Below are 25,369 nucleotides of genomic sequence, written 5' to 3'. Positions count from 1 at the left end.
ACTATTCTTGACTTTTACCCGATAACCGGGATTTAAACTCCAAAATAAGCCGGAGCTCCGTACGCAACTTTTCCCACCGTTTCTTACCACGGGTCAGGTCGGGTTTATCAGCATCCACCACATTGTGCAGGGTTATGCCCGACCTGACCAGGGGGGCTTCCCGGGTGGGCAACCAACCGGCCAGTTCCTTAAGCTTCGCCTGGTGGTTCGGGTCTTTTGCGAGGTTGTTCCACTCATTGGGGTCACTGCGGTGATCGTACAATTCTTCGGAATGATCAAAATAACGGATATAACGCCAATCTTTAGTCCGTACCGCATAATTACCGCGTCCCCAGGTGATGATGGCCGGCTGTTCCCTCTTCCGGAGCGGATCGTCCAGCCAGGGCACAAGACTGGTCCCGTCGGCGTATTCCGGTATGGGAGTAGCCGTAAGCCCGGCGACAGTGCGGTACAGATCGGTAAGGGAAATCGCCTCTTTACAAACCCTGTTCTGCCCGCTCTTTTTCCGCGGGTCATAAATGATCAGCGGCGACCGGGTCGCCTCTTCCCAGAGACTAAATTTCCGGAAGCTCTGCTTCTCCCCAAGGTGATAACCGTGATCAGACCATAACACCACTATGGTATTGTCTTTATACGCGCTTTCCCCGAGAGCATCCAACACCTTACCGATATTGGCATCGGTATACGAAATACAGGCAAGATAGGCCCTTCGCACCTTGCTCCAGGCCTGGTCTTTTCGAAATTGCACCTCGTCTTTCAGGGAGATATTGGTTCGCCCGGCCCACGGAATATCCTTGAAATCATCCGCTTTTATCGCAGGTTCTGTAATGCTGTCGGGATACATATCGAAATACTCGCGGGGCGCGACAAAGGGCAAATGCGGTTTCTTAAAGCCAAGAGCCAGAAAAAACGGCTTGTCGTGATGCCGTTCCAGCTGTTTGACACCGTAGAGCGCCGTCTGATAATCCTGGTCGTATTCCTTCGGTGAGCTGAAGGGACAAAAGGCCAGCTTCCTGTTGTCTCCGACCATATACCCCGCATCACGGTCGTACACCAGATCGGGTAACTTTCGGATCTTTTCGAAGTTGTGTTCCGTCCACTCTTCCCTGCCCTCGTCCCGCATATAGGTTTCATTGCCATGGTGGATTTTCCCCGAAGCATAGGTGTGATAACCATGTGCCTTGAGCAGGGCCGGTAGAGAAACGTACCGGTTTCTGACCGCGGAATCAACTTTGGAATATTTGTCGTAAAACGGGTAAAGCCCGGAATGATAGGGCTGAATCCCGAGCATGATCGCATTTCGGCTGGGCGAGCAGGCCGGAGCGGCACAATGCGCATTGACAAAACTGACCCCTTTGGCCGCCAGGCCGTCCATATTCGGCGTCAGGGCCTGCTCATGCCCCCTTAGAAAACCAGTCCAGTCGTTCATGTCGTCAATAGCGATAAACACAATGTTCGGCCTCGAAGCGTTCTGAGCATAAGCTGAACCGACACAGCTCAAAATAAAAACAGTAATCTTCAGCAGTATACGCATGTTGATATTTTTTTATGCTTTATTAAAAATATGGATATTTATTTTATTTCACTTCTTCCGCTACCGCAAAACGCATTGCATTGAGATAATAAAATCCCTGTTTGGAAGAGTTTTCTTCCGACGCCTGGATGGTAATAAAAATCTCTCCATTTTCATTGGGTTGTATTCCGGTGACATACGCTAACTCCGAGCTGTTACCCGATCCGTTGAGGTCATCCGCACCTTCGTTTGCCCCCCTGACCGAATATCTTGCGGACCGGTAGTCTGTGTATGCAGCACGAGATCCGAAAAAATAAAAATTATAGCGCTTGTCACTGTCCAGGCCTTCCAATGTTAGCGTACTTTGTTCGGTTATCACGCCTTGGAAAACCGTCCATGAGTTCCCTAAAAAGTAACCGGAAGAAACATGCTCTGGCATCTCCAGTTCGGTATCTGTTTCACTTTCACCGGTTGATCCGGTTTGATTAAACCGTCCTGTTACATTTATCGCGATGCCAGTACCATACCCTGTACTGGTTTTCAGATTAGAGATCATACCTCCATCCAAAATACTTGAAAGCAAGTTCCAGCCGTCTGAAAAAGAGCCGTTGCTTCCCGGTCCAAAGCTGACATTTATTCCTGCCTTCCCGTCAAAGATGCGAACGGGACAGCTCCTGCTCAAAACACCGTCGGCAGAGGTAATAGTAAGATTTGTAGTTCCTTCAGACAATGCAGTAAGGGTAACCGCATAATTTTCGTCCACGACCATACTTACGATATCCGGATTATCTGCCGTCCATTCATAAGTTCGTTTGGGTGTCACACCCGGCGCAAATTTAGGAGCTATGGTAATTTCATCGCCAAGATTCAGTGAAGCAGATGTGGTATAAAGCCCCATCGATTGTTCGAGTCGCTCGCCCACCCCTTCATCTTCCTCCCCACAAGAAGAAAAGCAAATCACCATAAGCGCAAACAGGTAGCCGGTGTAATTATATTTATTGAATGTTATAAATTTTTTCATATTGCATATGTGTTTAATTTGACTTAATTTATCTGGAAAGATCATCAGAATTACATTGTTGATAGTGATCTGGTCATCCTTATCAATCCTCGACCCAGAACTCAATACTCCAAGGTTCGAGGGTTATCTTATGATCGCTTCCGGATTGCGAAGGGAGCGTCTGGTTCAGGGTGTCTTTGTCGTATCGGTGTCCCGTAAAACTTCTGATCTGGTCCATGGCGATATTAAACTCGAATGGCCGGTTGCTGCGGTTGGTCAGGGCAAAAACGAATTTACCGTCCGGGCGTTTCCAGGCCATAATACGCTGGTTGTACAGCACCTCGTCCTCCTCCACTTCGTAACGTCGGGAATCCCAGGGCATATGTTTCAGGAAACCGGCTATGCCATTCCAATTCCACCAATTATATTGAAAATGCCCCTTTTGCAGGTCGGGAAATCTTTCAGCATCACTCTCCTGCTCACCACGCCATACTCCCAATGCAAAGCCTTCGCTATTACCATCGCTCATGGGCTTTAAGGCATGTAACCAAAAAAATGTAGGCGAGTCTGCAAAAGTCATCCAGTTCATAATCACCTGGGGGGTATTTACCATCCGCCATTCCGGTGAGGTATCCATTTGATTTTTCTTTTTAAAATATTCAAACTCATTATTAAATACTGGTTTGCCTTCCGTACCGCGATTAATTGATTTCCGATGGTCTATCAAGTCGTCTGAAGTGGCATTCGGCACGTGATATGCCCTATGCCAGGACCAGCCATCTACATATTGTAATGCCTCCTTGTCCTTTTTAATTAATTCTGAGCCAACCCCGTACTGTCCCCTCTGGCTATTCACATGAATCAGAACGTCCGGATACGCTTTTCTGACTTTAGGCGCTACCTTCCTGAAGGTCTCATAATACTCCTCATTACTATATGTGGTTTGAGCATAATTGGTCACATTGTTGGGTTCATTCTGTAATCCCCACATTTTAACCGGTATGCCATGATCCGACAGATATTGTAAATCCTGTACGACAGCATCCCCGAAACGGTCTAAAAACTCAGGGTACAGACTCTTTAATGGTCCCCCTCCTTGTAGTTTTCCGCTTTCTTTCCAGAAAGATGCAGGTGACCAGTATTCAGCGGAAACACCCTCTATACCGGATCGCCGGATCAAGTCGCTTATTCCTTCTGCCTGACCGGGATATCGTTCGACTATATTTTTCCCATCCCGGGTCTGACCTCTGAACCATAGTCCCATAGCCAGTCGTATATAGCGAAACCCCGATAACATTTCCTTGGCAAAACGATTTTTTTCAGCGTCGACCAATTCGTACGGTACTCCACCGACAGGATCGGAGTTCACATAATCAGGGCCAAAACGGTCGCTTTGTAATTCTACACCTAATCCCTTAATAAGTTGTTGGGGTTGGTCGAAACGGAGCGTATAGCTTCCGGAAGTAGGTAACGGAACCTCAGTGATCCGGCCATAAACTGAGATCTTGTCAAACTCGACAATAGTCTGCCTGCTTCCTGCCTGCACTCCTATGGCGTAATAGGGTGTGTTTTGATCCGGTTTTTTATCAGCGTTGACCCCCAGAGAGAAGGTGTTAAATGTTGAAGATCCTACCTTGGTAATCACTCCCCGGTGTTGAGTGGAATTTTGTTTGTCATCGCCATAACTCAGGCGAATTCTGTCCGGGGTATTGTCTGAACGCCGCATCACTACCGTCACGCTATCTATCTCGTAAGAAAAACCATATACGCTGTTAATCTCAAAACCGATCCATTTACCTGCACCCACATTTAAGCCAGTCCAATTACTGAGACTCAGGGCATCATCCGTATACACAGATTTAAGGTTGCCGATCGCTATTTTTGAAATGGTAATTCCTGATTTGACATTCGAAGGTTTAACCCGGCTTTTTCCTGAGGTAAAATCAAACTGTCCTAATAATCCGGTGTATTCTTTCAATGCACACTCACCGCTAACGCTATTTTCGGCATTTAAACACAATTCTTCATTGTTGCTATAAGATAGCATTGAAAGCATTTGTGTAAAAGCTATAAGGAGAATAAATAATACTCCCGGCATTTTTCTTCTTTGAGTTATCCATGAAATTTTACTCTCCATGGCTGGTCTTATTGATGTGACATCAGATATTTTATCCTGGTTTAGCATAATTAAAATCAATATATCTTCAGTATTTTTTGTTTCTCAATGTTCTTTAGATGATGTCACCATTGTCAATCCTCGACCCAGAATTCAATACTCCACGGTTCCAAGGTTATCGTGTGATCGCTTCCGGATTGCGAAGGCAGTGTCTGGTTTAAGGTGTCTTTGTCGTATCGGTATCCCGTAAAGCTGCGGGGCTGATCCATGGCAATATTAAACTCGAATGGCCTGCTACTGCGGTTGGTCAGGGCAAAAACGAATTTGCCGTCCGGTCTTTTCCAGGCCATAATGCGCTGGTTGTACAGCACCTCATCCTCTTCTACTTCGTAACGTCGGGAATCCCAGGGCATATGCTCCAGAAAACCGGCTATTCCGTTGTAGTGCTGGCTGAGTTTAAAGGTACCCTGGGCCACATCAGGGTGATTGTTGAAATTATTATCGTTTAAGGGACGATAGACGCCGAGCCCGAAACCTTCCCGGTTCGGGTCGTTGGTGGGTTTCAGGATATGAAGCCAATACCACTTGGGAGAGTTGAGGAATGTCATCCAGTTCATTACAGACTGTGCAATGTTGACCATACGCCATTCTTTCGACCGTTGCTCTACGTGCTCGGCGTGGTACGAATACTCATTCTGGTAGATGGGCTTCCCCATATTGTTTGGCAAAAAACGCGATTGCCCTTCAATCTGGAGATCCGAGGATGCACCGCCCCGGTGGTATACCCAGGAATCTACGAGGTTTAAAGTTTGAGCATCCCCCCGGATATAGGAGGAAGACCGGCTGAGGTTCCCATTATGACTATCCACTATAATCTCGGTATTCGGAAGGGCCGCCCTCACCTTGGGCGCCACCGCTTTAAACGCCTTGTAATAGCTTTCCCCATCGATATAATCGCATTGCGAATACCCCAGCCCGTCGTTAAAAGGTTCGTTCTGAAGCCCCCAGGTAGAAATGGTCAGCCCGTTACCCGTCAGGTAACTGATATCACCGACCACGGCATCGCCAAAATCGGAGAGAAAAACAGAATCAAAGCTCTTTAGGGAACCGAGGAGGTAGCTGTCTGTAGACTTCCAGTAAGGAGCCGGCGACCAGTATTCCATGGAGATTCCCTCTATACCGGCATCAGTGATCAGATCTTTGATGGACTGTAACTGGCCGGGGTACCGTTCCACTATATTCTTGTTGTCAGGTGTTGTTCCCCGGAACCAGAGCCCCATCGCGAGACGAATGTATCGAAATCCGGTCATCTTTTCAGCCAGGCGCTGTTTTTCAGCACTCGTCAGTTCATAAGGCACACCGTTTACCGGATCGCTATTCACATAATCAGGTCCCATTCTGTCGCTTTGCAACTCCACTCCCAGACCTTCAATAATCTGTTGCGGCTGATCGAAATGAATAATATAATCGCCGGAAGTAGGCAACAACACTTCATTGACCTTACCGTAAATTGCTATCCGGTCGAACTCTACAACAGTTTCCCTGCTCCCGGCCTGTACTCCAATGGCGTAATAAGGGGTGCTTTGATCCGGTTTCTGACTGGCGTTCACTTCCAGAGGGTAAGTCTCATATACAGACGAACCTACTTCCGTGATCACTCCCTGGATCTGGGTGGTGTTTTGTTTGTCATCGCCGTAGCTCAGGCGGATCCTATCCGGGGTATTGTCAGAGCGCCGCATTATCACCAAAACACTATCCACCTCGTACTCATAACCGTGTGCACTGTTGATCTCAAAACCGAGCCATTTGCCCGCCCCTACATTTAAAGATACCCAATCACTAAGCGCCAGGGCATCGTTGAAGTATTCAGATTCCAGGTTTCCAATGGCCATGCGCGAAATGGTAATTCCGGACTTGACTTCCGAAGCTCTTTCCCGGCCTCCTCCCGAGGTAAAATCGAATTGCCCTAACAACCCCGTATATTCCTCGGGTTCGTATTCTTCACTAACACTATTTTCTGAGGTTAAACGCAATTCTTCATTATTGCATGAGTTTGTCGTTACAGACATCAATAAGAGAGCCAGAAACAACGAAATGGTTTGGTTGGTTAATTTTATTTTACACATAGTTTCTGTTTTATATCACTTGTAAAACCATTGAGAATTATTTCTTTCTAAAGGATCAGGACAATACGTCTTTACCCCCTTAAACCATACTGAAACTATGGCTGTTCCGGTATTGTTTTAAGTTTTTATAGACCGTACCTGTGCCCTCCCTTACTTATCGACCATCACCTTTAGTTTTACGGTAGCCGGTCGTTCCGAGGGTTTACGGGCGGTTAGTGTAATGGTATAGATACCTGGTTTTTTGTAAACATGATGGGTAACAAGTCCTGCTTTTTTTAGTTTTGTTCCGTCGCCAAAATCTACGGAAAGTGGCTTGTTGGCCCACCCCTTTCTCCAGGGCCTCCACAATGTGAATTCCTCCTTCACCCTGAGACGCATGGGGTTGGTGTAGAAATAGCCCAGAAAATCATTAAATTCCCTTTTTTCATTCAAGACATATACCTGCAGGTTGTCAGTATCTTCATCTCCTGCATCAGTTTGTATACGCAGTGTCACCGGATAGCTCCCCGCTTTGTCAAAAACTATCTTCTGTTTTTCTCCTTTAAGGGTTTTTCCGTTCGGCAACTCCCATATGTATTGCTGTATGCTATGCCCTTCACGGACTACAGAACGGCTTGCATCGAGATTTACTTCTTTCCCTTCCGAGGCATATTGAATTCCACCGGCAACGGCGAGTACATTGTCCGGATACTCACGCATATAAGCCTCCACGAGGTAAGGATAGGTGCTCACGGCCTCTCCCCTATAGATAAAGTTGATGTGTAAATGTGGATTGTTCATTTTTTCTTTTCCTTTGTAGGTACGTCCGCCCTGTGCCAGCAACTGACCGGTCTTTACAGACTTCCCTTTCAATATATTCTCCTTTACCGTTCCCGTATTTACATGTGATACCCTGTAACTAAAGTCATCACTGTGTTTCACGATAATTTCATTACTGGCCCCATCGCCATCGGGCAGCGGGGTAGCCTGTACCACACCGTCAAGAATTGCCTGGATGTGATAGCGATCCGGCGCGAGGCCGAAATCTTCGCCCCGATGGTAATACACATTCTTCCCGGGAACCAGCGAACTCCAGGTATTGTTGTAATTAGAAGATCTCCAGCGGTATTCCAAAACGGGAAAACGCATGGTATCAGGCCCCCATGGTTCTCCGGTTGCCGTCAATGCAATCTTGGCGTCCTTTGGAAAATGTTTAACCGCCTGAAACTTACCGGCCTTTTTAACCCAGTCCCGAGTATTTTCCACATAAAGCCGTAGCCCCATAAAGTCTACGGGAAGCTGATAAGGACGTTGGGTCAGGGTAATGGTCTCCCCGTTCACGGATAGGGTCACTTTGGCTTCCTGCAATGTCCGAGCTCCTATGGATGCCGGTTTCCTGTTATTGGGAACGGTAATGTATTCAATCTGTTCCAGAGTAATACGATACTCTTTACCCTTGACCTTTACCCCCTGTGTTTCTCCGGTTCCAAAGTGGAGATAAACAGGCCAGGCCAGTACGACCGGGATATTTATCATACAGATAACAATCAGTAACATTATTTTAATTCTATACATCATATTCAGATATTCGGTCACCGTTTTTTCAGTACCCCGGATTTTGTTCCAGTTCCGGATTAAGATCAAGTTCCGCAAGGGGAATGGGAAACCACATACGGTAAGGAGCCCAGTTTAATTGCAGCGTACCCACTGTGGGATTGAACACTCCACGATCTTTCTGAAGCGACCGGATCACTTCATCATACGCTCCGAAACGCGCCAGGTCGAACCTTCTTTGCGATTCGTAACACAGTTCGCGGGAACGTTCGTCTAACAATTCTTCCAGGAAATCAGCCTTGTAATACTCATCGTCCAAAACCGCTACATCAATATCTTCTCCTGCAGCACGTTCTCTTATTCGGGTTAGCACTGCTCTTGCCGCGGGTTCATCATTATTTTCATACAAGGCTTCGGCATGCAACAGCAGTATATCGGCAAAACGGATCAGAGGATATGGCGCATCACTTGCCCATTGCGGAATATCTTTCTGGGCCGGATCGCGCTGTCTCCACTTGCCGGGAGTAAGCCAACCATCGTTTGGACCTGTAGCTATTCTCGGTACGTAATATCGTCCTCCTTCTATCTCCTCCACCTCTGAGTTTGCGGTCATATTGCGGGTAATATTATTCGCTCTTCTCATGTCGGTCAAATGTGTGGGATGATACTTGTCGAACAGCTCAGACAACGGGCCAAACCAGCGGGAATTATTTCCTCCAATGGCGGGAGGCCCATAGGGCAACCACGCATTGCCATACCGGTTGGTGATCATATTTGTCGCCGAACTGCTGGCCTCAGCCGCAAAGAGAAACTCTTCGCTTTGTGCTCCCCTGGTGGTTTCCCGGAAGAGATAGGCATAATTTTCAGTAAGTTGGTAACCGCTGTTATCTACGATATCTGTGGTAAGCGTCAATAAATTGGCATAGGCCTCATTTGCATCCACCCAGTCGAAGCTGTTGAGATCAAAATCGAGCTCGTTACCCATTCCCGATTTTTTGGCACTACCCATATAGGCATATACTTTTGCCAGATATCCAGCAGCAGCCCACTTGGTAGCTGCTCCGGAGATCCCTGCTGTCTCGGGCAAGGTTTCGTAAGCAAATCGAAGATCTTCCACAATCTGTGCGAATACCTCTTCTGTAGAATTTCTCGGACCGCTTTCCGGATCGGGTTCGGTCTTCACCGGAACACCTCCGAACATCATAGTAAGATACATATGGTAAATTCCTCTCAGAAACCTGGCCTCTGCTCTCACTTCTTCCCTTCGCTCATCACTCATATCTTCTATTTCGTTTAATTGAGCCAATAAATGATTGGCACGGTTGATCCCTTCGTAGAACGTAGACCAGACACTAGCGAGTTTCTGATCGGAGCTGATATAGGAGGCTAACCCAAATGGGGTTACCTGATTGGTGATCCCATCGCGGGCAATACATTCATCGGTGGTACCGCTAAGGATATATGGTAAAAATTGACCGAATGTATCCCCTCCCCCATTAATACTGTTGTAGCATCCTACAAGCGCAATTTCAGCTTCAGCCTCCGTAGTGTAGAAATTCTCTCTCGAAGTAAAGGAATAAGGTTGCGAATCCAGAAAATCATCACATCCTGACAGCAGGAATGTAAAAAATAAAGCACTTAATATTATGAGACTTTTATGGTTTTTCATCTTATCTGTTTTTATGGTGAGCACTATAAGGAGAACATTAATCCAACGATGTAGGAACGTGGTCTGGGATAGGCAAAACGGTCGACTCCGGGTAACAAATTATTGTTCCACCTCACATCGGGGTCAAAACTGGAGTAATTGGTCCATACATGGAGATTGGTTCCTTTTACATATACCTTAACATTGCTGAACCCGGTTTTGTCCAGCCACCGATCGGGTAGTGTATAGGATAGCGTCACACTTGACAGCCTGAGATAAGAAGCATCCTCTACATAGTAGCTCGACATCATGCTCGACGTCGGGTTATTGATCAGAAAATCCGGATGGGTATTACCCTGATTTTCCGGGGTCCACCTATTGTCGTAAAAATCCTGGGACAGGTTCCATACCCCACCTCCGGGACCTTCAACCAGCCGTTTCCCCAAATTGATCATATCCCCTCCGTACGACCATTCAAAAAAGAAATTAAAATCAAAATTCTTATAAGACAAATTGCTTGAAAACCCACCTACATGTTTGGGCAAACTGCGCGATATAAAGGTCCGGTCATTGTCATCGTCTACTACGCCGTCTCCGTTGAGGTCCTTAAACTTATGCCCTCCCGGTTGTACCGTAGCACCCGCCACCGACGGTACTCCATCCTTGAGTTCGTAATTTCTCGATTCGTGCGGGATTTCAGGGTTGCTGTCCTCCTGCCAGATAAAGTCGTCGATCTGGTAGATTCCGTCCCAGACAAAACCGTAACCGGTTCCGAGAGAATGACCGACCTGTACCCGCCCCAGGTTGGCAATGGTACCGTTAGTCATAATTACCGGTATATAATCTATATCACCCAAATCCTTGATAGTATTCCTATTGGCACTGATATTAAAATTGGTCGTCCAATTCCAGTCTTTAGTATTGACATTCACAGAGTTTATTGACAGTTCAACCCCGGTATTGTCTAAGCGCCCCATATTTCTCCACTGCTGGGTGTACCCGGTTTCTGAGGCTATAGAGGCTGGCAGCAACATATCGTGGGTCTGTTTAATATAGTAATCCGCGGTTATATTCAGGCGATTTTTAAACAGTCCGATATCTACCCCTGTATTAAACTGTCTTGTGGTTTCCCATTTCAGGTCGGGATTGGCCAGGGACCCGGGCGACATTCCGAAAAGAGAACTTCCTCCGGAGGCGTAGAACGTATTCTCCATTTCCGAAAAATAGCGGTAGGCAGGAATTCTCTCATTCCCTGTTTCCCCGTAGCTCAATCTGAGCTTCAACTCCGTTAATGCGTCTACAGACTTCAAAAAATCTTCTTTGTGCGCCTGCCAGGCAAAAGCAAATGAAGGGAAATACCCATAACGGTTTCCGGGGCCGAATTTATCGGAACCGTCCACACGGAAACTCACGGTAAACAAATACCGCCAGAGCAGCGAGTAATTCACCCTGCCGAGCCAGGAAACCCGGTTTGAAGACCACCGTGAGGAGCGCACACTTGAAACCAGCGCCCCTTTACTGATGTCGTCGATACCGGTAGATTCGTCCATAAAATCAGTACTTCGCATACTCTGGTACTCATAATTATAATGACCGGCTTCAAAGACACCTGTGGCATCAATTTTATGGATACGATTGAACCGTTTGTTATAACTTAGCTGGGTGATAAAGTTCCAGGAGCCAGACCTCCGTTCCTGCAAACTGGCAATACCATTATTCAGATTGCCCCAAATCGTATTGGAACCGTAAAACATCTTCCCTTTGGAACTGGAAAGCCTTCCCCCTGCATCGACCTTTAGTTTAAGTTCCGGCAAAAAGCTATATTCCGCATACACATTTCCCGTCATTCTAATGGTATTGGTGCTTTTCTCTGCATTATCGATCATGGAAAGCGGAGTGATAAATCCGGTGAGTTCGTCGTCAGTAGACGGGTCGTAGTACTGTACAGGTCTCGACATGATAATTCGCTGTACGATACCATTAGCGGAATTGGCCAGACCCGTATTCGTCGCTCCTTCATTGGTTTCGGTAGACCCATTGAGATTTATACCTACCCTCAACTTATCCGTGTGTTTGTGATCAACTTTGAGCCTCGCGTTGAGCCGTTCGTAATCATTCCTTCGGATTACACCTTCTTTGTCCAGATAGGAAACTCCTCCTGCCCATGTGGTCTGCTTGTTTCCTCCGCTTATCGAAATGGAATGACTCTGGGTTATAGCGTTCCGGAAGGCTTCCTTCTGCCAGTCTGTTTGTTTATAGGCATAGGGGTCTATGGGGCTGTTCGTATCTATATTACCGTCTACTATCTCATAGAACAGTGGTGATTCGGGACGTACTATCCGTTGGTAGTCAATCCAGTCGTCTCCGTTTAACAGATCCAGTGTAGTTGCGGCCTCGGAAAAACTCGTATATCCATGGTAGTTGATCCTCGACTTTCCGGGAGTTCCGGACTTCGTAGTGATGATAACCACTCCATTAGCCCCCCTTGATCCGTAAATTGCTGTGGCAGAAGCATCTTTTAACACCTCCATGGATTCGATACTGTTGGGATCGAGATCCGACAGCGGGTTTACAGCATGCCCAATATTGGTCTCTTCGGCATTAGCCACCTCATCGGCATTCATATCGTAAGGAACCCCATCGATAACAAAGAGAGGAGATGATGAACCGTAAAGTGAACTCGCCCCACGGATCTGAATATCCATCGCTGCTCCGGGCTCTCCGGACTGGGCATTGATCCGAACCCCGGCAATCTTACCCTGAATAGCTCCCAATACGTCAGTGTTACCGGATTCCACAATATCATCAGCTTTAATACTGGATACCGAACCTGTAACGTCCGATCGTTTTTGTTCCCCATATCCGATAACAACTACTTCATCCAGTTTCGAAGCATTCGGTTTCATAATGATATTCATCTCACTCATGGTGGCAGCTGCCTTTTCAATGACAAAGGTCTCGTATCCTATATAGCTGAATTCCACAATGCTTCCTTCATCCACTTCTATTTTGAAGTTTCCATCAAAATCTGTAGTGGCTCCCCGGGTACTGTTCAACTGTATCACGTTGACCCCTGGCATGGGTACTCCTCCCTCGTCGACCACTGTTCCCGAAATCGTTACCAGTGACTGGGAATAAATTACTGAAGAATATCCCGTAAAGAACATTAGTATCGCAAGGATGCTACATACCTCCCGCGGTATCTTTTTCCTGTTTTCAGTGAATAAGGTAATGGTGGTTAATATTATTTTTCTCATAAGATGAATGGTATTTATTAAAATGTTTATCCTCTAATTTATTACTTCCCCGGCAACCATACGATTTCTGTCATTCACTAATGCCTGCAGATCTCCGGTCCTTCTTCTGCTTACCGGTATACAAACCAGGCCGTTGCCTTACAGTCTTTATCCGCTTTGACCTGCACCCAATGGGCGCTAAAGCCTTCCGGAAACTCGTATTCCAGTTTCTCACCCTTTTTAACTTCAAAGGTCTTGTACAGTACAGGTTCTTTCAGGTAGTGTTCAAAGTGGACCATCAGGGAAATCTTCACGTCCCTGTCTGCGGTAAGGTACAGGGTCTTATCATCGTATCCTTTCATCAGGTAGTTATCCGAAAGCTCACCTGCCCTGACCTCGGCATCTTTCCAGGGCCCTCCTTCTCCACGGGGTTTTCCGAGGCTCCACAGGTCATCGATCCCCCCGAACCACAAAGCAGTCTTTCCGTCGGGAGATTTATAGATATGCTCCGAAGCTTCGGCATCGGCACGAACACCGCTCATCACCAGTAAGCCGTTCCAGGTATTAAAATCGGAGATCTGCTTGTTATGGGTGGATACGGGACGCATCATTTTATACAGGGGTTCCTGGTCGATAAAATACAGCGGAACTTCATAAAAGGTTCCGGCAATATTGGCGAGTTCCCTTTCCGACTCTACTTCGCGTATGGACCTGACCGTACCGGAAGGAAATTTTTTGCTGTCGTACCGGGGATTTTTGGGAAGCCGCAGCTGGTAGTCTTTTGCCTTTAATATTACCGAGGCTTCGTCTTCGGTCCATATGCTCTTTTCCTTCAGGACTTCTTCCGATCCTTTCTCGGGCGTACCATCCACAAATTCGAAATCTCCCTTGGTAAATTCAAGATCCGTAGTTCCTTTAAATTTACCGCTCTCTATCCTCCCTGCATATACCCCGAGGTTAAAGTTGTTCCTGTTGCTGTAAAGTTTAGCGTGACTCACCTCGCCGTCGTAATCTGCATCGGCCAGCCCTTCAAAAAGGGACGCCCCGTCGGCGGGATCGTGAAAATTGTCGTCCGTAAAGTGAAATGACGCTGTGAGTGCCGAGGCCTGGTCGGAGATCAGGCGGATCCACTCTCCTTTTTCGTCATCCCCGAAAATATACCATGCCGAGCCATTTCCTTCCAGTGCAAATGTTTTTAAGGTTTTCCAGTCCTGGTCTCCCCCGGCATCGATCTCTGCCGTAACCGTCACAGGGGTCTTTCCGTGATTTTTCAGGTAGATCATCCTGTGGCCGAATCCGGCAAAGAGAAATGGCAGGGAGGGTGTGCCGGCCTCTACGGTTTCTTCAAGCCACACAGAACCGTAAGCGGATGAAGGGCCCCAACCGGACAATTCCTCATAGCTGCCAAACCAGAGATTGGACTGCGGCTGCCCGGAAAGCGGGTTACCCTGTACAGAAGTCTCATCCGTGGCCAGGACGATTTGTCCGTTCCATTCGAGGAAATCCGGGATGTATCTCAAATGTGAACTTATGGGACGTATCCCCGCGGTCTTCATAACCGAGAAGGATTCAGGAAAGTCAAAGAACATACCATGCATATCCATCATCATCCTGTCTTTTCCTATGGCTCTTATCCGTGGCCATTCCGTAAACCATCCATGGGAGGGGTCGTTATTATACGCCGCTTTGGGCAATAAAAAAGTACTCCATACTCCCTGGTCCATCACCGTGAGCCGCAATGATTTCTTATCCCACCCGACGGCCCAAAGGGGAGACTCATCCCCAGGTTCCGCATAGATCCCGTGTCTGGTGGTCACATCGGTATACTGCTTTCTCTCCACAATGCTGAAATTCTCACCGTCAAATTCTGCAAGTATGCCCAGCCTGTCCTTTCCGAAAACCCCTTCCCGGGGCACTTTCCACGTATCCTTCCACCGGTAACTGACAGAGTCAGTGCCGTCTTTCTTCTGCACCATCTTTCCCTTGGCCAGCCGCTCTCCATTATTAGACAGCACCAGTTTGCCCTGACTGGTATACCCCCCTTTTCCATGCCACCCCGGAAGCGGGTCGTGGAACAGCTTATTCACTTTCAGAGTATGTACGTCGACTTCGTACAACATGCCCTCCATGTCGTAATAATAGACCATGTTCTCCGGATCTTTCAGGTGCCTCGCCACAGCGGTAAGCCTTCCTTTCATGTCGGAATAGGGAATCACCCTCACCTTGCCTGTACTATCTATGGCATAAGGGCCGATAAACAACTGATTGGTCTCCTTGTGCACCATTCGGGCAGCCGGGGTTCCGCCGATACTGCCCTTAAAAATCTCCATGTTCTTATCCTTGTCGACAATATGCAGATTGTGTTCGCTCCCTTCAGGTTTATGTGCGGCATAACTGACCATATACAGCTTATCATTCCAAACGGCCAGGGCCCCGATTCCCGTTTCCTGTCCGGAATCGTAATTTCCCGCCATCCTTTTATGGGCATATACGGTAAGATGAGGATAGATACCGCTGATCTTTCTGCTGCCCTCTGCAGACGTCATTATTCCGTCCTCTGAGTTTATTACGGTTTTCTTATGTCTATCTTTATTATCAACTTTTTTACAACTGTTCATCATAAAAAGCATCAGCACCGCAAATATGCCACAGGCTTTTAAAGGAATCTTCCTTCTGTGTTCAATCAATAAAGTAATGGTGGTTATTAAATTTTTTTTCATATAGAACAGATTGAATTTGTTAATGTTTTGTGTGATAATTTAAACGTACTTTTGTTTAGGTGGTGTTTTTTTATCAAATTCACAAAACAAATTTAATGCGAACTGCTACAGCCGGTTCTTAATTATCTGTCAAATACTCTTAAAAACCGTGCAGGGTCAGGGAATATAGGGATTCGGAAGGCACCCGTCCTGCCTCCCGTATACCGAAAAACCCTTATATTGCCTGCTTCCCTTACCCCGGCAGGCGCTCATCTTACCCGTTCATAAATCATCTGGGGGTGATTCTCCGCTATTACCACATTAAAACACTCAAATTCAGCAGGAAAGACGGAGTTCTTATAAAAATTTGAATATTTTTGTATAAATCATGTGACCTTTCGGGTTACTAATGTGTCTAATCAAAACAAAGGTTCGCTCCTGGCCTTATCATGGAAAAAGATCATCAGAAAACAGATGTAGAAAGCATCAGCGATGAAATGCTTGTCTCCAGGACAACGGAGACGAATGACACGTATTGGTACGGCATGCTGTATGACAGGTACTCGCACAGGGTATATCACAAATGCCTTTCCTTTACGAGGTCTGTGGAGGAGGCACAGGACCTGACCCATGACATTTTTGTACAGCTTTTTGTAAAGCTGAGGACATTCCGGGGCGAATCCCGGTTTTCGACATGGCTCTATGCCTTTGTCTATAATTTTTGTGTCAACTATGTGCAACGCAACCTGAACAAATACAGGCAGACTTTCGTCCCTACCGATGATTTTAAGGACGAAGCTGCCGAGATCGAAGACGATGCTATTTTCGGACTTAAAGAAGCTGCCCTTATGAAGATTCTGGATATGATCAGTCCTGACGATAAAATGATCCTGCTGATGAAGTATCAGGACGATTTTTCTATCAGGGACATCAGTTCCGCCCTCAACATCGGGGAGAGCGCTGCCAAAATGCGGCTGAAAAGAGCCAAGCACCGCTTACTGGAATTGCATAACGAAATCAACTAACCCCATGGAAAACCCGTTTAAAAAAATTATTCACAATGAGGAGCTTCCCGATTCGCTCAGGGAAAAGGTCATGGACGATGTGGCCTTGATAAAGCTCTCCCTGGACATGGCCGACCTGGTGGCGGTAAAATATCCGCTCACCGTAAATGAATTTTTTAATCCCAGGAACAAATCCGACAAGAAACAGTGATAAAAAACTACTAAAATTACCATTATGCAAAACCCTCTTGATCTCGATGTTCTGAGCAGGCTCTCGGGGCAGTTTCTCGATATGCTTCCGAAAGTATTATGGACGGTACTGTTGCTTTTACTCGGATGGCTCATTTACAGATCTGTTCTTTTTATCGCCGGAAGCCTGCTGAAGCTCTCCGGAATAAACACACTCTCCGAAAAGCTCAATGAAACGGATTTTCTCTCAAAATCTTCCTATCGCATCGATCTCAGGAAAATCATCCTCTTTTTTGTCAGGTTCCTGGTTATCCTCATACTGGTCATTGCCGGGGCAGAAATGCTCAATCTCCACGCCGTTTCGGAGGTGGCGGCCCAGCTCATCACCTACCTTCCGCGGCTTTTCACCGGAATAGCCCTGCTCATCCTCGGGATTGTTGTGGCAGACCTGGTGCGCAATGCCGTTCAGGGCATGCTGCGGTCTTTTGATATGAGCGGCTCGAAATTCATAGGGGGCCTGGCTTTCTATACCATACTGCTTATTGCCGGTATCATGGCCCTGAATCAGCTCGGCATACATACCGACATCATTACCAATAATGTGCTTATCCTGTTCGGTGCCCTTCTCGCGGCCTTCACCATTGCCCTCGGCCTGGGCTCAAAGGATGTGATCTCCCGGCTGCTGCTCAGCTTTTATACCCGGAAAAACTTTGAAACCGGGATGAAAGTCCGTGTCGATGACATCGAAGGGGTTATCGAACGCATCGACAGTATAAACCTGGTGCTGGACACAGGAGACAAAAAAATCGTTTTTCCCATAAAGAATTTTACAGACCGGAACATCATCATTCTCCAGGAAAAAGAACGCGGAGAAAGTTCCTCCCTATGAAAATCTGAAATAAAAATCCGAAAGTTTATTGGCCACGGATTCACGGATTATTTTTCCGGAACTGCTCCATATATACCCGTAGATCTCGGCATACCGGGACAAGCCGTGGTAAAAAACGCATTGCAATACTCAGGGTTTAAGACTTAAAATCAAATACTTAAACACAAAAACGCAATTAATTAACTCCCATATGTGACTTTTTGAGATTTTCCGTGTCTTAATAAACAGAACGGAAGAAGTTTGCGATAATCAGAAAAACCGTTTTCAGAAACGCCCGCTTCTTCATAATTCTGAAAAGTTATGTTTGGATTTAAAAAAAGAGAATTGACCGCAGACGAAAAATACATCAAGGACATTGTCCGGTATTTTTCAGAAAACGACCAGGTGAAGAAACTGATCTCTCCTATTTCCGACGAATACTTCCTTATTGACGATGTGAATGAAATATACATTTGTATAGGAAACGGGGATTTCTCACTTTCCAACCACAAGTTTCTTTACGAAAAGATCTTTAACCTTTCTTTTACCGAAGAGTTGAAGAAAAAGGTAAGGCACAATATGGAAATTGAAATGCAAACCCTGAAGAAATCACTCTTCAAGAACGAGACCGATCTTCTGGATAAGGTACTCGGCATGGTAAACAAGGCGGAAAAAGAACAGGTACAGGTACACCCCCAGGAACTTAACGGTGACCTGCAGACCATTCAGGGCGCAAGCCTGGCGGGTTAGTCCCGGGTTTAGGGTTGGTTTATTAAAGGTGAGCTACCGGGAAGATTCCGGTAGCTTTTTCTTTTTCTGCCCCGGAAAAACGGTACACATTGCCCCCAGGAAGAGAGTATACAAGAGAAAATAATCTTCAAAGGGTAACAAATTCGGACAATACAGGGGATAAATGTATATTTAACACCTTAAAAGCGCGAACAGCCCGTTTAAACAGTCTATATTTCCTATTTTTACATCAATATGTAATAATGCCAACCAATGATCTTTATGAAAAAAAATGTACTCCCGCTACTTATCTTCTGTCTTTTACAGGGGTTTTTCCTGAAAGCGCAAGCCCCGGCTGAAGAACGGGATCCCGAAAAAATCAGGGAATACTTTACGGAACACCTGGTCAGGATTGCCGGTCCCGTCCTGGAATCCCTGAGCAAAAACCGGCTGAAAGAGACCATGCCGGTAGAGGTTACGCCCCATCCGTGGGGAGACCGGAAAAAGGTGACCTATCTCGAGGCTTTCGGCCGTACCCTTTCCGGGGTGGCCCCGTGGCTGGAACTGGGACCTGACAATACTCCCGAAGGGAAACTCCGTGAAAAATACATCCGTATGGCCCTGAAGGCCATCCGTAATGCCACAGATCCGGAGGCAGCCGACTTTATGAATTTTACCGAAGGGGGACAGCCGCTTGTAGATGCTGCCTTTTTTGCCCAGGGACTGCTCCGCGCTCCCGGGCAATTATGGGAACGTCTCGACAAACAGACACAGGCCAATGTGTTAAAAGCCCTTAAATCGACCCGGAGCATTTCTCCGGCATACAGCAACTGGCTGTTGTTTACCGCCATGGTGGAAGCCGCCCTGCTCAAATTCGAGGGGCAGGCAGACATGGTACGTATCGAATATGCCCTGAACAAGCACCGGGAGTGGTACCTCGGTGATGGTATATACGGTGACGGTCCCGACTTTCACTGGGATTACTACAACAGTTACGTCATCCACCCCATGCTGCTGGATATAGGTGCTGTGCTGAAGGAAAAGACAAACAACGACTATCGCCTGCTCATCGAAAGGGCGCAGCGGTATGCCGCCATACAGGAACGGCTTATTTCGCCCGACGGCACCTATCCGCCCATCGGGCGCTCCCTGCCTTACCGGTACGGTGCCTTTCAGGCGCTTGCACAGATAGCGCTTTTACAGAAATTACCCGATGCGATCACCCCCGCCGGGGTACGTTCTGCCCTTTATGCCGTATTAAAAAGGCATCATAGGGCCCCCGATATGTTTGATGAAAAGGGATGGCTCACCCTCGGATTTTACGGGCGTGATCCCGAAGTGGCCGAAGGCTACCTCTCTACCGGGAGCCTGTACCTGTGTACGGAAGCCTACCTGGTGCTGGGGCTGCCACCCGATACGCCGTTCTGGACCGACCCTCCCGAAGACTGGACCCAAAAAAGAGTATGGAGTGGAAAAAAAGTTGCCAGGGATCATGCCTTTTATCCGAAAACCCATCGCGAACCGGAGTGGGAGACCATAGTGGACAGCACTTCCTTTGCCGGTTACGAGGCCTTTGAAAAAGCCTGGAACTACCAGTATCCCTGGGGAAGCGACCACAACGGATCTGCCCGGATGTATGCCGGACCGGAAAACCGCAGGCAATTGACCCTGGACAAGCATGTTTTACAGATCAGGGCAACCCTGGTTACGGAAGATGAAGGAAAAAGCAGCAGTCCTCCCCACCAGCGTATAAAATATCATTCTGCAGCCATTCATTCCAAACACCATATTACCGTCAGCAGGGAATATCCCCTGTACAAGGTGTCGGGTGAATTCAGGGCACCCGTTGCCAGGGGCACCTGGCCCGCTTTCTGGCTGACAGCGGTAAACGGCTGGCCCCCGGAAAGTGACATCCTCGAGTTCAAGGGAGATACCTATAACTGGCAGAATACCTTTATCACGCCCGGAGAGGTTTCCACCATTAAAAAGAACATTCCGGATGCCATGGAAACCTGGCATACCTATACCGCTGTCCTGAAGCGCGTTGACGACACCATGCTCACCATCGAATACTTTATCGACGGAAAGAAAACAGGGGCACACCGTGCCAATTTTACCGGCAAACCCCTGTGGCTGATCATCAATCTGCAGATGGAAGGGTCTTCCGGAATGCCGGGGCCCGAAACAGATACCTTTTATTACGCCCGGAAGGTAACCGTACAAAGGGCAAAAAAACCATGAATAACAAGCTGTTGAGACCAACCCGTAACATACCGGCGGCCTTCGGATATCCCGGGATTATCCTGACCCTCTTCCTGCTGATCTCTTCCGTCGTTGCCGCACAGCAGCAGATCAGGGAAACCGAAGTGGGGAAAGGCTGGGCCAATAATTCGGTGAATACGGTCGTCTTCCGGAAAAACGCCCTGACCACGCATAAAGAACAACAGTTTACCGCTTATTACGATCCCGAAGGTGCGCTCGTCCTGGGCAGGCGAAGGCTGGGCGATACGGAATGGGATACCGTACGAACTCCCTACAGGGGCCATGCTGCCGATGCGCACAACACCATCAGTATTGCCGTGGATGGGGAAGGATATCTGCACGTAGCCTGGGACCATCACAATACCCGCCTGAGGTATGCCAGGAGCAGGGTACCATTCGGACTGGAACTGGGAGAGGAAATACCGATGACGGGGAAGGAAGAAGACAGGGTGACCTATCCCGAATTTTACCGGCTTCCCGGCGGGGATCTCCTGTTTTTTTACCGGTCGGGAGCCTCCGGCCGCGGAAACCTTGTCATTAATCGTTACGACCGGGAAAAAAGGCAATGGGAACAGTTGCATTCCAATCTCATAGACGGAGAAGGCCAACGTAGCGCCTACTGGCAGGCCAGTGTAGATCACCGCGGGACCATTCACCTGTCATGGGTATGGCGGGAAACCTATGATGTGGCTACCAATCACGATCTGTGCTATGCCCGTTCGCACGACGGCGGGTTGCACTGGAAAACTTCCGAAGGAAAACCTTATGAGTTGCCCGTTACGAAAAATACGGCAGAATACGCCTGGAAAATACCCCAGGGCAGCGGACTTATAAATCAGACCGCCATGACTGTAGACCAACGCGGGGTACCTTATATCGCCACCTACTGGAAAAGTAACGGAACTCCACAGTACCAGGTGATTTACAAGGAAGAAAAACAGTGGAAAAACCTGACGGCTACCTTCAGGCGTACGCCTTTTGACCTTGGCGGAGGGGGCACCAAAAGGATTCCCGTCTCCCGTCCGCAACTGCTGGTCGATGACCGGGGCCACCGGAAACACCTGCTGCTGCTCTTCCGTGATGAAGAAAGGGAAAACAGGGTATCCCTGGCCCGCTATGAGCTGGGCGGCAACGGAAAGTGGACCATCTCCGACCTGACCCCGGGCCCCGTAGGCCAGTGGGAACCGTTATACGACGGGGAGCTCTGGAAACTGAAAAAACAGTTGCACCTCTTTGTGCAGCAGGTAGAACAGATAGACGGGGAGGGTATGGCCGGAACAGAGGCAACTCCCGTCAGAATATTGGAAATCAGTATCGAATAAGCCATAAAACAGAATATCATGATCTTTACAAAGAATATCAGGCGAAACCTCCTATTGCTTTTTTCGGCCTTATCCGTTTTTACACTTTCCGCCCAGCCTGCCGGGGAGGAAGTCCTTTCGAAATTACACCTGGCCAATACCTACTGGCAAAACCACAATCCGCCACAGGTACGGGCTTTCTGGGACCATGCCGCATACCATACCGGGAATATGGAACTGTATAGACTCACCGGAAAAAAACAGTACCGGGACTATTCCGAAGCCTGGGCCCGGCACAATCAATGGCAGGGCGCCCGGTCGGATAAAAAATCAGCATGGAAATACTCCTACGGGGAAACCGACCAGTATGTGCTGTTCGGTGACTGGCAGATCTGTTTTCAGACCTATATCGATCTCTACCGGCTCGATCCGGAACCCCATAAGATAGCACGCGCCAGGGAAGTCATGGAATACCAGATGAGCACGCCAAACAACGATTACTGGTGGTGGGCCGACGGACTGTATATGGTGATGCCCGTGATGACCAAACTCTACAGGGTGACTGGGAACCCGCAATACCTGGAGAAACTTCACGATTACCTTCAATATGCCGACAGCATCATGTATGACGAGGAGGCCTCGCTCTATTACCGCGATGCCAAATACGTCTATCCCGCCCACCGGAGTGTAAACGGGCAAAAGGACTTCTGGGCCCGCGGTGACGGGTGGGTATTTGCCGGCCTGGCAAAAGTATTACAGGACATGCCAAAAGACCACCCTCACTATTCCCTGTACAAACGCCGCTTTAAGGATATGGCCGCAGCCATTGTGCAATGCCAGCAGGAAGAAGGTTACTGGACGCGCAGCCTTCTCGATCCCGGTCATGCTCCCGGAAGGGAAAGCAGCGGCACGGCATTTTTCACCTACGGCCTGCTATGGGGCATCAATAACGGAGTGCTACGGGAGAAGCGCTATACAAAGGCTGCAGAAGCAGGCTGGAATTACCTCAGCAAAACCGCCCTTCAGCCCGACGGGAGGGTAGGCTATGTACAGCCCATCGGCGAAAAGGCTATCCCCGGACAGGTGGTAGACGCCGGTTCGACTGCCAATTTCGGGGTCGGTGCCTTCCTGCTTGCCGGCGCAGAGATGTACCGGTTCCTGGAGCACAATTAGTCGTTTACCCAGACCTTCATTTTGCCCGCTCCCCTGTTGGACCAGGTAAAATACGGGATCGCTACGCTACCGTTATCGGTACCCTTCAAAATATTCACCCCGCCCAACAGGTCCGGGTCATATACGGTTTCGAATTTCTGGGCAATATCCAGGTTATCCATCACCGACGGGTTATCGGCCTCTTCAAAAGCATAGACCACAGGGCCGTATTCCAGGGCTGTCTTGTTCTGATCTTCCGCAACCAGATCGTTTGTCCTGACCTTTCGGACCTCCATCGGGAAATTCAGGCGTATCTCTTCACCGGGCTTCCACTGTTTCTTCAGGGCAATATATCCTCCTGATAAGTTATAGCCGGTTTTTTCGCCGTTTACCCATAATTCCGGAAGTAATTCCCTTTTATCTTCATATTCGTACAGGTTTCCGGACAAGATAGTGTTCCGGCACCATTCCGGCACCCTGAGCATCAATGTGACCGGGGTCTCTGAAGCTGATCTTACCGAGATATTCACCTGTCCTTTCCACGGGTAGTCCGTTTGCTGAGACAGTATGAACTTCTCCCCGTTGAGATCAATTTCGGCCTCGTTGGAAGCGTATAGATTAACATAGAGCATATGGTCACCCTTTTTTGCATAGATCATTTCCGGGAGCGAAGGTAAAAACCTGATCAGGTTAGTGGGGCAACAGGAACAATCGAACCATTCCTTTCTGGTAACCGCCCCCTGGTTAAAAGGATACTCTCCATCAGATTCCAGCGGATTCGGATAGAAAAAGTGGGTTCCGTCCAGGGAAAGCCCGGATATCAGCCCGTTATACAGCGACCGTTCAATAATATCATAGTATTTTACATCGCCGGTGGCATTGAACATACGCTGGTTCCAGTACACGTCGCCAATGGCAGCACAGGTTTCATTATAGGCGGTAAGGTTGGGCAATTCGTAGTTCTCACCGAAAGCTTCGCCTTCGTGTTTACTTCCTATACCTCCTGTCAGGTATTTTTTCTTGTTATTGATATTATTCCAGACGTCAACCGTAGCCCTGTAATACCCCGAATCCTTTTCCAGCACCGCAATATCGGTCATCGCAGCATACATATATACTGCCCTGACCGCATGCCCTACCGCCTCTTTCTGCCTGACTACCGGGATATGGTCCTGGGCATAGGCCCCGTAAAGCGTATGGTTTTCAGGATCACCCCTGTGATCCAGGAAATACTTTGCCTGGGTGAGGTATTTTTTCTTTCCGGTAATCCTGTAGAGTTTTATAAGCCCGGTTTCTATGATCTGGTGGCCCGGGACCGAACTGATCTTTCCCGGCCCGTCTCCGAAAGTTTCCACAACCAGGTCGGCATTTTTAAGAGCGATATCCAGAAAATCCGTTTTTCCGGTAGCCCTGTAATGCATCGCCGCAGCCTCATAAAGATGTCCTGCATTATACAGTTCGTGGCTCATATCGAGCGATTCCCATCTTTTCCCCTCTACCACCTTTACCCAATCTGCCGTCGGTTTTCCGGGATCAATGGTCCTCCAGGTAGTCAGGTAGCCGTCTTTTTCCTGCCCGGTACCAACAATGCGTATCAGCGAGTCCAGAAGGCTTTCCAGGCCGGGGTCAGGGGCACTCAGGAGAGAGGTGGAGGCCCCTTCGATAATCTTGTACACATCCGAATCGTCAAAAGGCATCACTCCCCTGGCCTTGCCCTGCATTTTCCCGCCTGCAATAAGAAAATTGTCAAAACGCCCTTCCTCCCTGCACTTTTCAATAGCATAGGATATGGTCTTTTTTTGAACCCTTTCAATAACGGGAAGCCAGAAATTATCCGTCAGCCTGACATTTTTGACATCTGCCATTTCTATCGGATAGCCGGACAAATCAGTACCGGCACCCTGCCCGGTTTCCTCCTTCTCCCGGCAGGAAAAGCAAACAGACACCAGAAGGACTGTAACTATCATTACTGTTCTCATGAGATATAAATATA

Annotated in this window: 16 protein-coding genes; 7 read left to right on the top strand and 9 right to left on the bottom strand. The window is 48.0% G+C overall.

All coding sequences use genetic code 11. The annotated features are described in order from the left end of the window. Position 1 precedes the first annotated feature (1 nt). From DN748_RS08835 to DN748_RS08800, 8 genes are all read right to left on the bottom strand, one after another. Positions 2 to 1,534: a sulfatase gene (locus tag DN748_RS08835; RefSeq protein WP_112371408.1), complete on the bottom strand. Its 1,533-nt coding sequence runs from the start codon at positions 1,532 to 1,534 to the stop codon at positions 2 to 4. A gap of 43 nt (positions 1,535 to 1,577) precedes the next feature. Further along, entirely contained in the window at positions 1,578 to 2,534 is a 957-nt protein-coding gene (locus DN748_RS08830) for a pilus assembly protein N-terminal domain-containing protein (protein ID WP_161554513.1), read from the bottom strand. 82 nt (positions 2,535 to 2,616) lie between these two features. Continuing rightward, positions 2,617 to 4,650, bottom strand: coding sequence for a glycoside hydrolase (locus tag DN748_RS08825; protein ID WP_146746583.1), 2,034 nt, complete (start codon positions 4,648 to 4,650; stop codon positions 2,617 to 2,619). Between the two features lie 113 nt (positions 4,651 to 4,763). Beyond that, a complete protein-coding gene (locus DN748_RS08820) occupies positions 4,764 to 6,662 on the bottom strand; it encodes a glycoside hydrolase (RefSeq protein ID WP_112371405.1) in 1,899 nt (632 codons plus the stop codon). A gap of 243 nt (positions 6,663 to 6,905) precedes the next feature. Beyond that, positions 6,906 to 8,291 (bottom strand): PKD domain-containing protein, encoded by a 1,386-nt coding sequence (locus DN748_RS08815; protein WP_161554512.1) that lies wholly within the window; start codon positions 8,289 to 8,291, stop codon positions 6,906 to 6,908. 46 nt (positions 8,292 to 8,337) lie between these two features. Beyond that, the gene (locus tag DN748_RS08810; RefSeq protein ID WP_112371403.1) at positions 8,338 to 9,957 is read right to left on the bottom strand and encodes a RagB/SusD family nutrient uptake outer membrane protein; all 1,620 of its coding nucleotides are present in this window, start codon (positions 9,955 to 9,957) and stop codon (positions 8,338 to 8,340) included. A 23-nt stretch (positions 9,958 to 9,980) separates the two neighbouring features. Continuing rightward, positions 9,981 to 13,193: a SusC/RagA family TonB-linked outer membrane protein gene (locus DN748_RS08805; protein WP_112371402.1), complete on the bottom strand. Its 3,213-nt coding sequence runs from the start codon at positions 13,191 to 13,193 to the stop codon at positions 9,981 to 9,983. 110 nt (positions 13,194 to 13,303) lie between these two features. Beyond that, entirely contained in the window at positions 13,304 to 15,718 is a 2,415-nt protein-coding gene (locus tag DN748_RS08800) for a hypothetical protein (protein ID WP_146746581.1), read from the bottom strand. A gap of 602 nt (positions 15,719 to 16,320) precedes the next feature. Between DN748_RS08800 and DN748_RS08795 the strand changes: the two genes are divergently transcribed. From DN748_RS08795 to DN748_RS08765, 7 genes are all read left to right on the top strand, one after another. After that, complete coding sequence (locus tag DN748_RS08795; protein WP_112371400.1) at positions 16,321 to 16,896, top strand: RNA polymerase sigma factor; 576 nt, start codon at positions 16,321 to 16,323, stop codon at positions 16,894 to 16,896. Between the two features lie 4 nt (positions 16,897 to 16,900). Then, a complete protein-coding gene (locus DN748_RS08790) occupies positions 16,901 to 17,086 on the top strand; it encodes a hypothetical protein (protein ID WP_112371399.1) in 186 nt (61 codons plus the stop codon). Between the two features lie 24 nt (positions 17,087 to 17,110). Then, a complete protein-coding gene (locus DN748_RS08785; RefSeq protein WP_112371398.1) occupies positions 17,111 to 17,953 on the top strand; it encodes a mechanosensitive ion channel family protein in 843 nt (280 codons plus the stop codon). Positions 17,954 to 18,253: 300 nt separating this feature from the next. Then, a complete protein-coding gene (locus DN748_RS08780) occupies positions 18,254 to 18,682 on the top strand; it encodes a hypothetical protein (RefSeq protein WP_112371397.1) in 429 nt (142 codons plus the stop codon). Between the two features lie 261 nt (positions 18,683 to 18,943). After that, positions 18,944 to 20,902, top strand: coding sequence for a DUF2264 domain-containing protein (locus DN748_RS08775; RefSeq protein ID WP_112371445.1), 1,959 nt, complete (start codon positions 18,944 to 18,946; stop codon positions 20,900 to 20,902). Continuing rightward, a complete protein-coding gene (locus DN748_RS08770; RefSeq protein ID WP_112371396.1) occupies positions 20,899 to 22,245 on the top strand; it encodes a BNR repeat-containing protein in 1,347 nt (448 codons plus the stop codon). Before DN748_RS08775 ends, DN748_RS08770 begins: the two co-directional genes overlap by 4 nt. An 18-nt stretch (positions 22,246 to 22,263) precedes the next feature. Then, on the top strand, positions 22,264 to 23,397 hold the full coding sequence (locus tag DN748_RS08765) for a glycoside hydrolase family 88/105 protein (protein WP_112371395.1): 1,134 nt from the start codon (positions 22,264 to 22,266) through the stop codon (positions 23,395 to 23,397). Here DN748_RS08765 and DN748_RS08760 read toward each other — a convergent pair. Beyond that, positions 23,394 to 25,355 (bottom strand): glycoside hydrolase family 127 protein, encoded by a 1,962-nt coding sequence (locus tag DN748_RS08760; RefSeq protein ID WP_112371394.1) that lies wholly within the window; start codon positions 25,353 to 25,355, stop codon positions 23,394 to 23,396. The genes DN748_RS08765 and DN748_RS08760 overlap by 4 nt on opposite strands. Positions 25,356 to 25,369: the final 14 nt, after the last annotated feature.

This window comes from Sinomicrobium soli, assembly GCF_003285545.1.
In the GTDB taxonomy this organism is placed as follows: Bacteria; Bacteroidota; Bacteroidia; order Flavobacteriales; family Flavobacteriaceae; genus Sinomicrobium.
The sequence above is the reverse complement of the archived record's forward strand: the minus strand, read 5'-3'. Positions and strand labels throughout refer to the sequence as shown.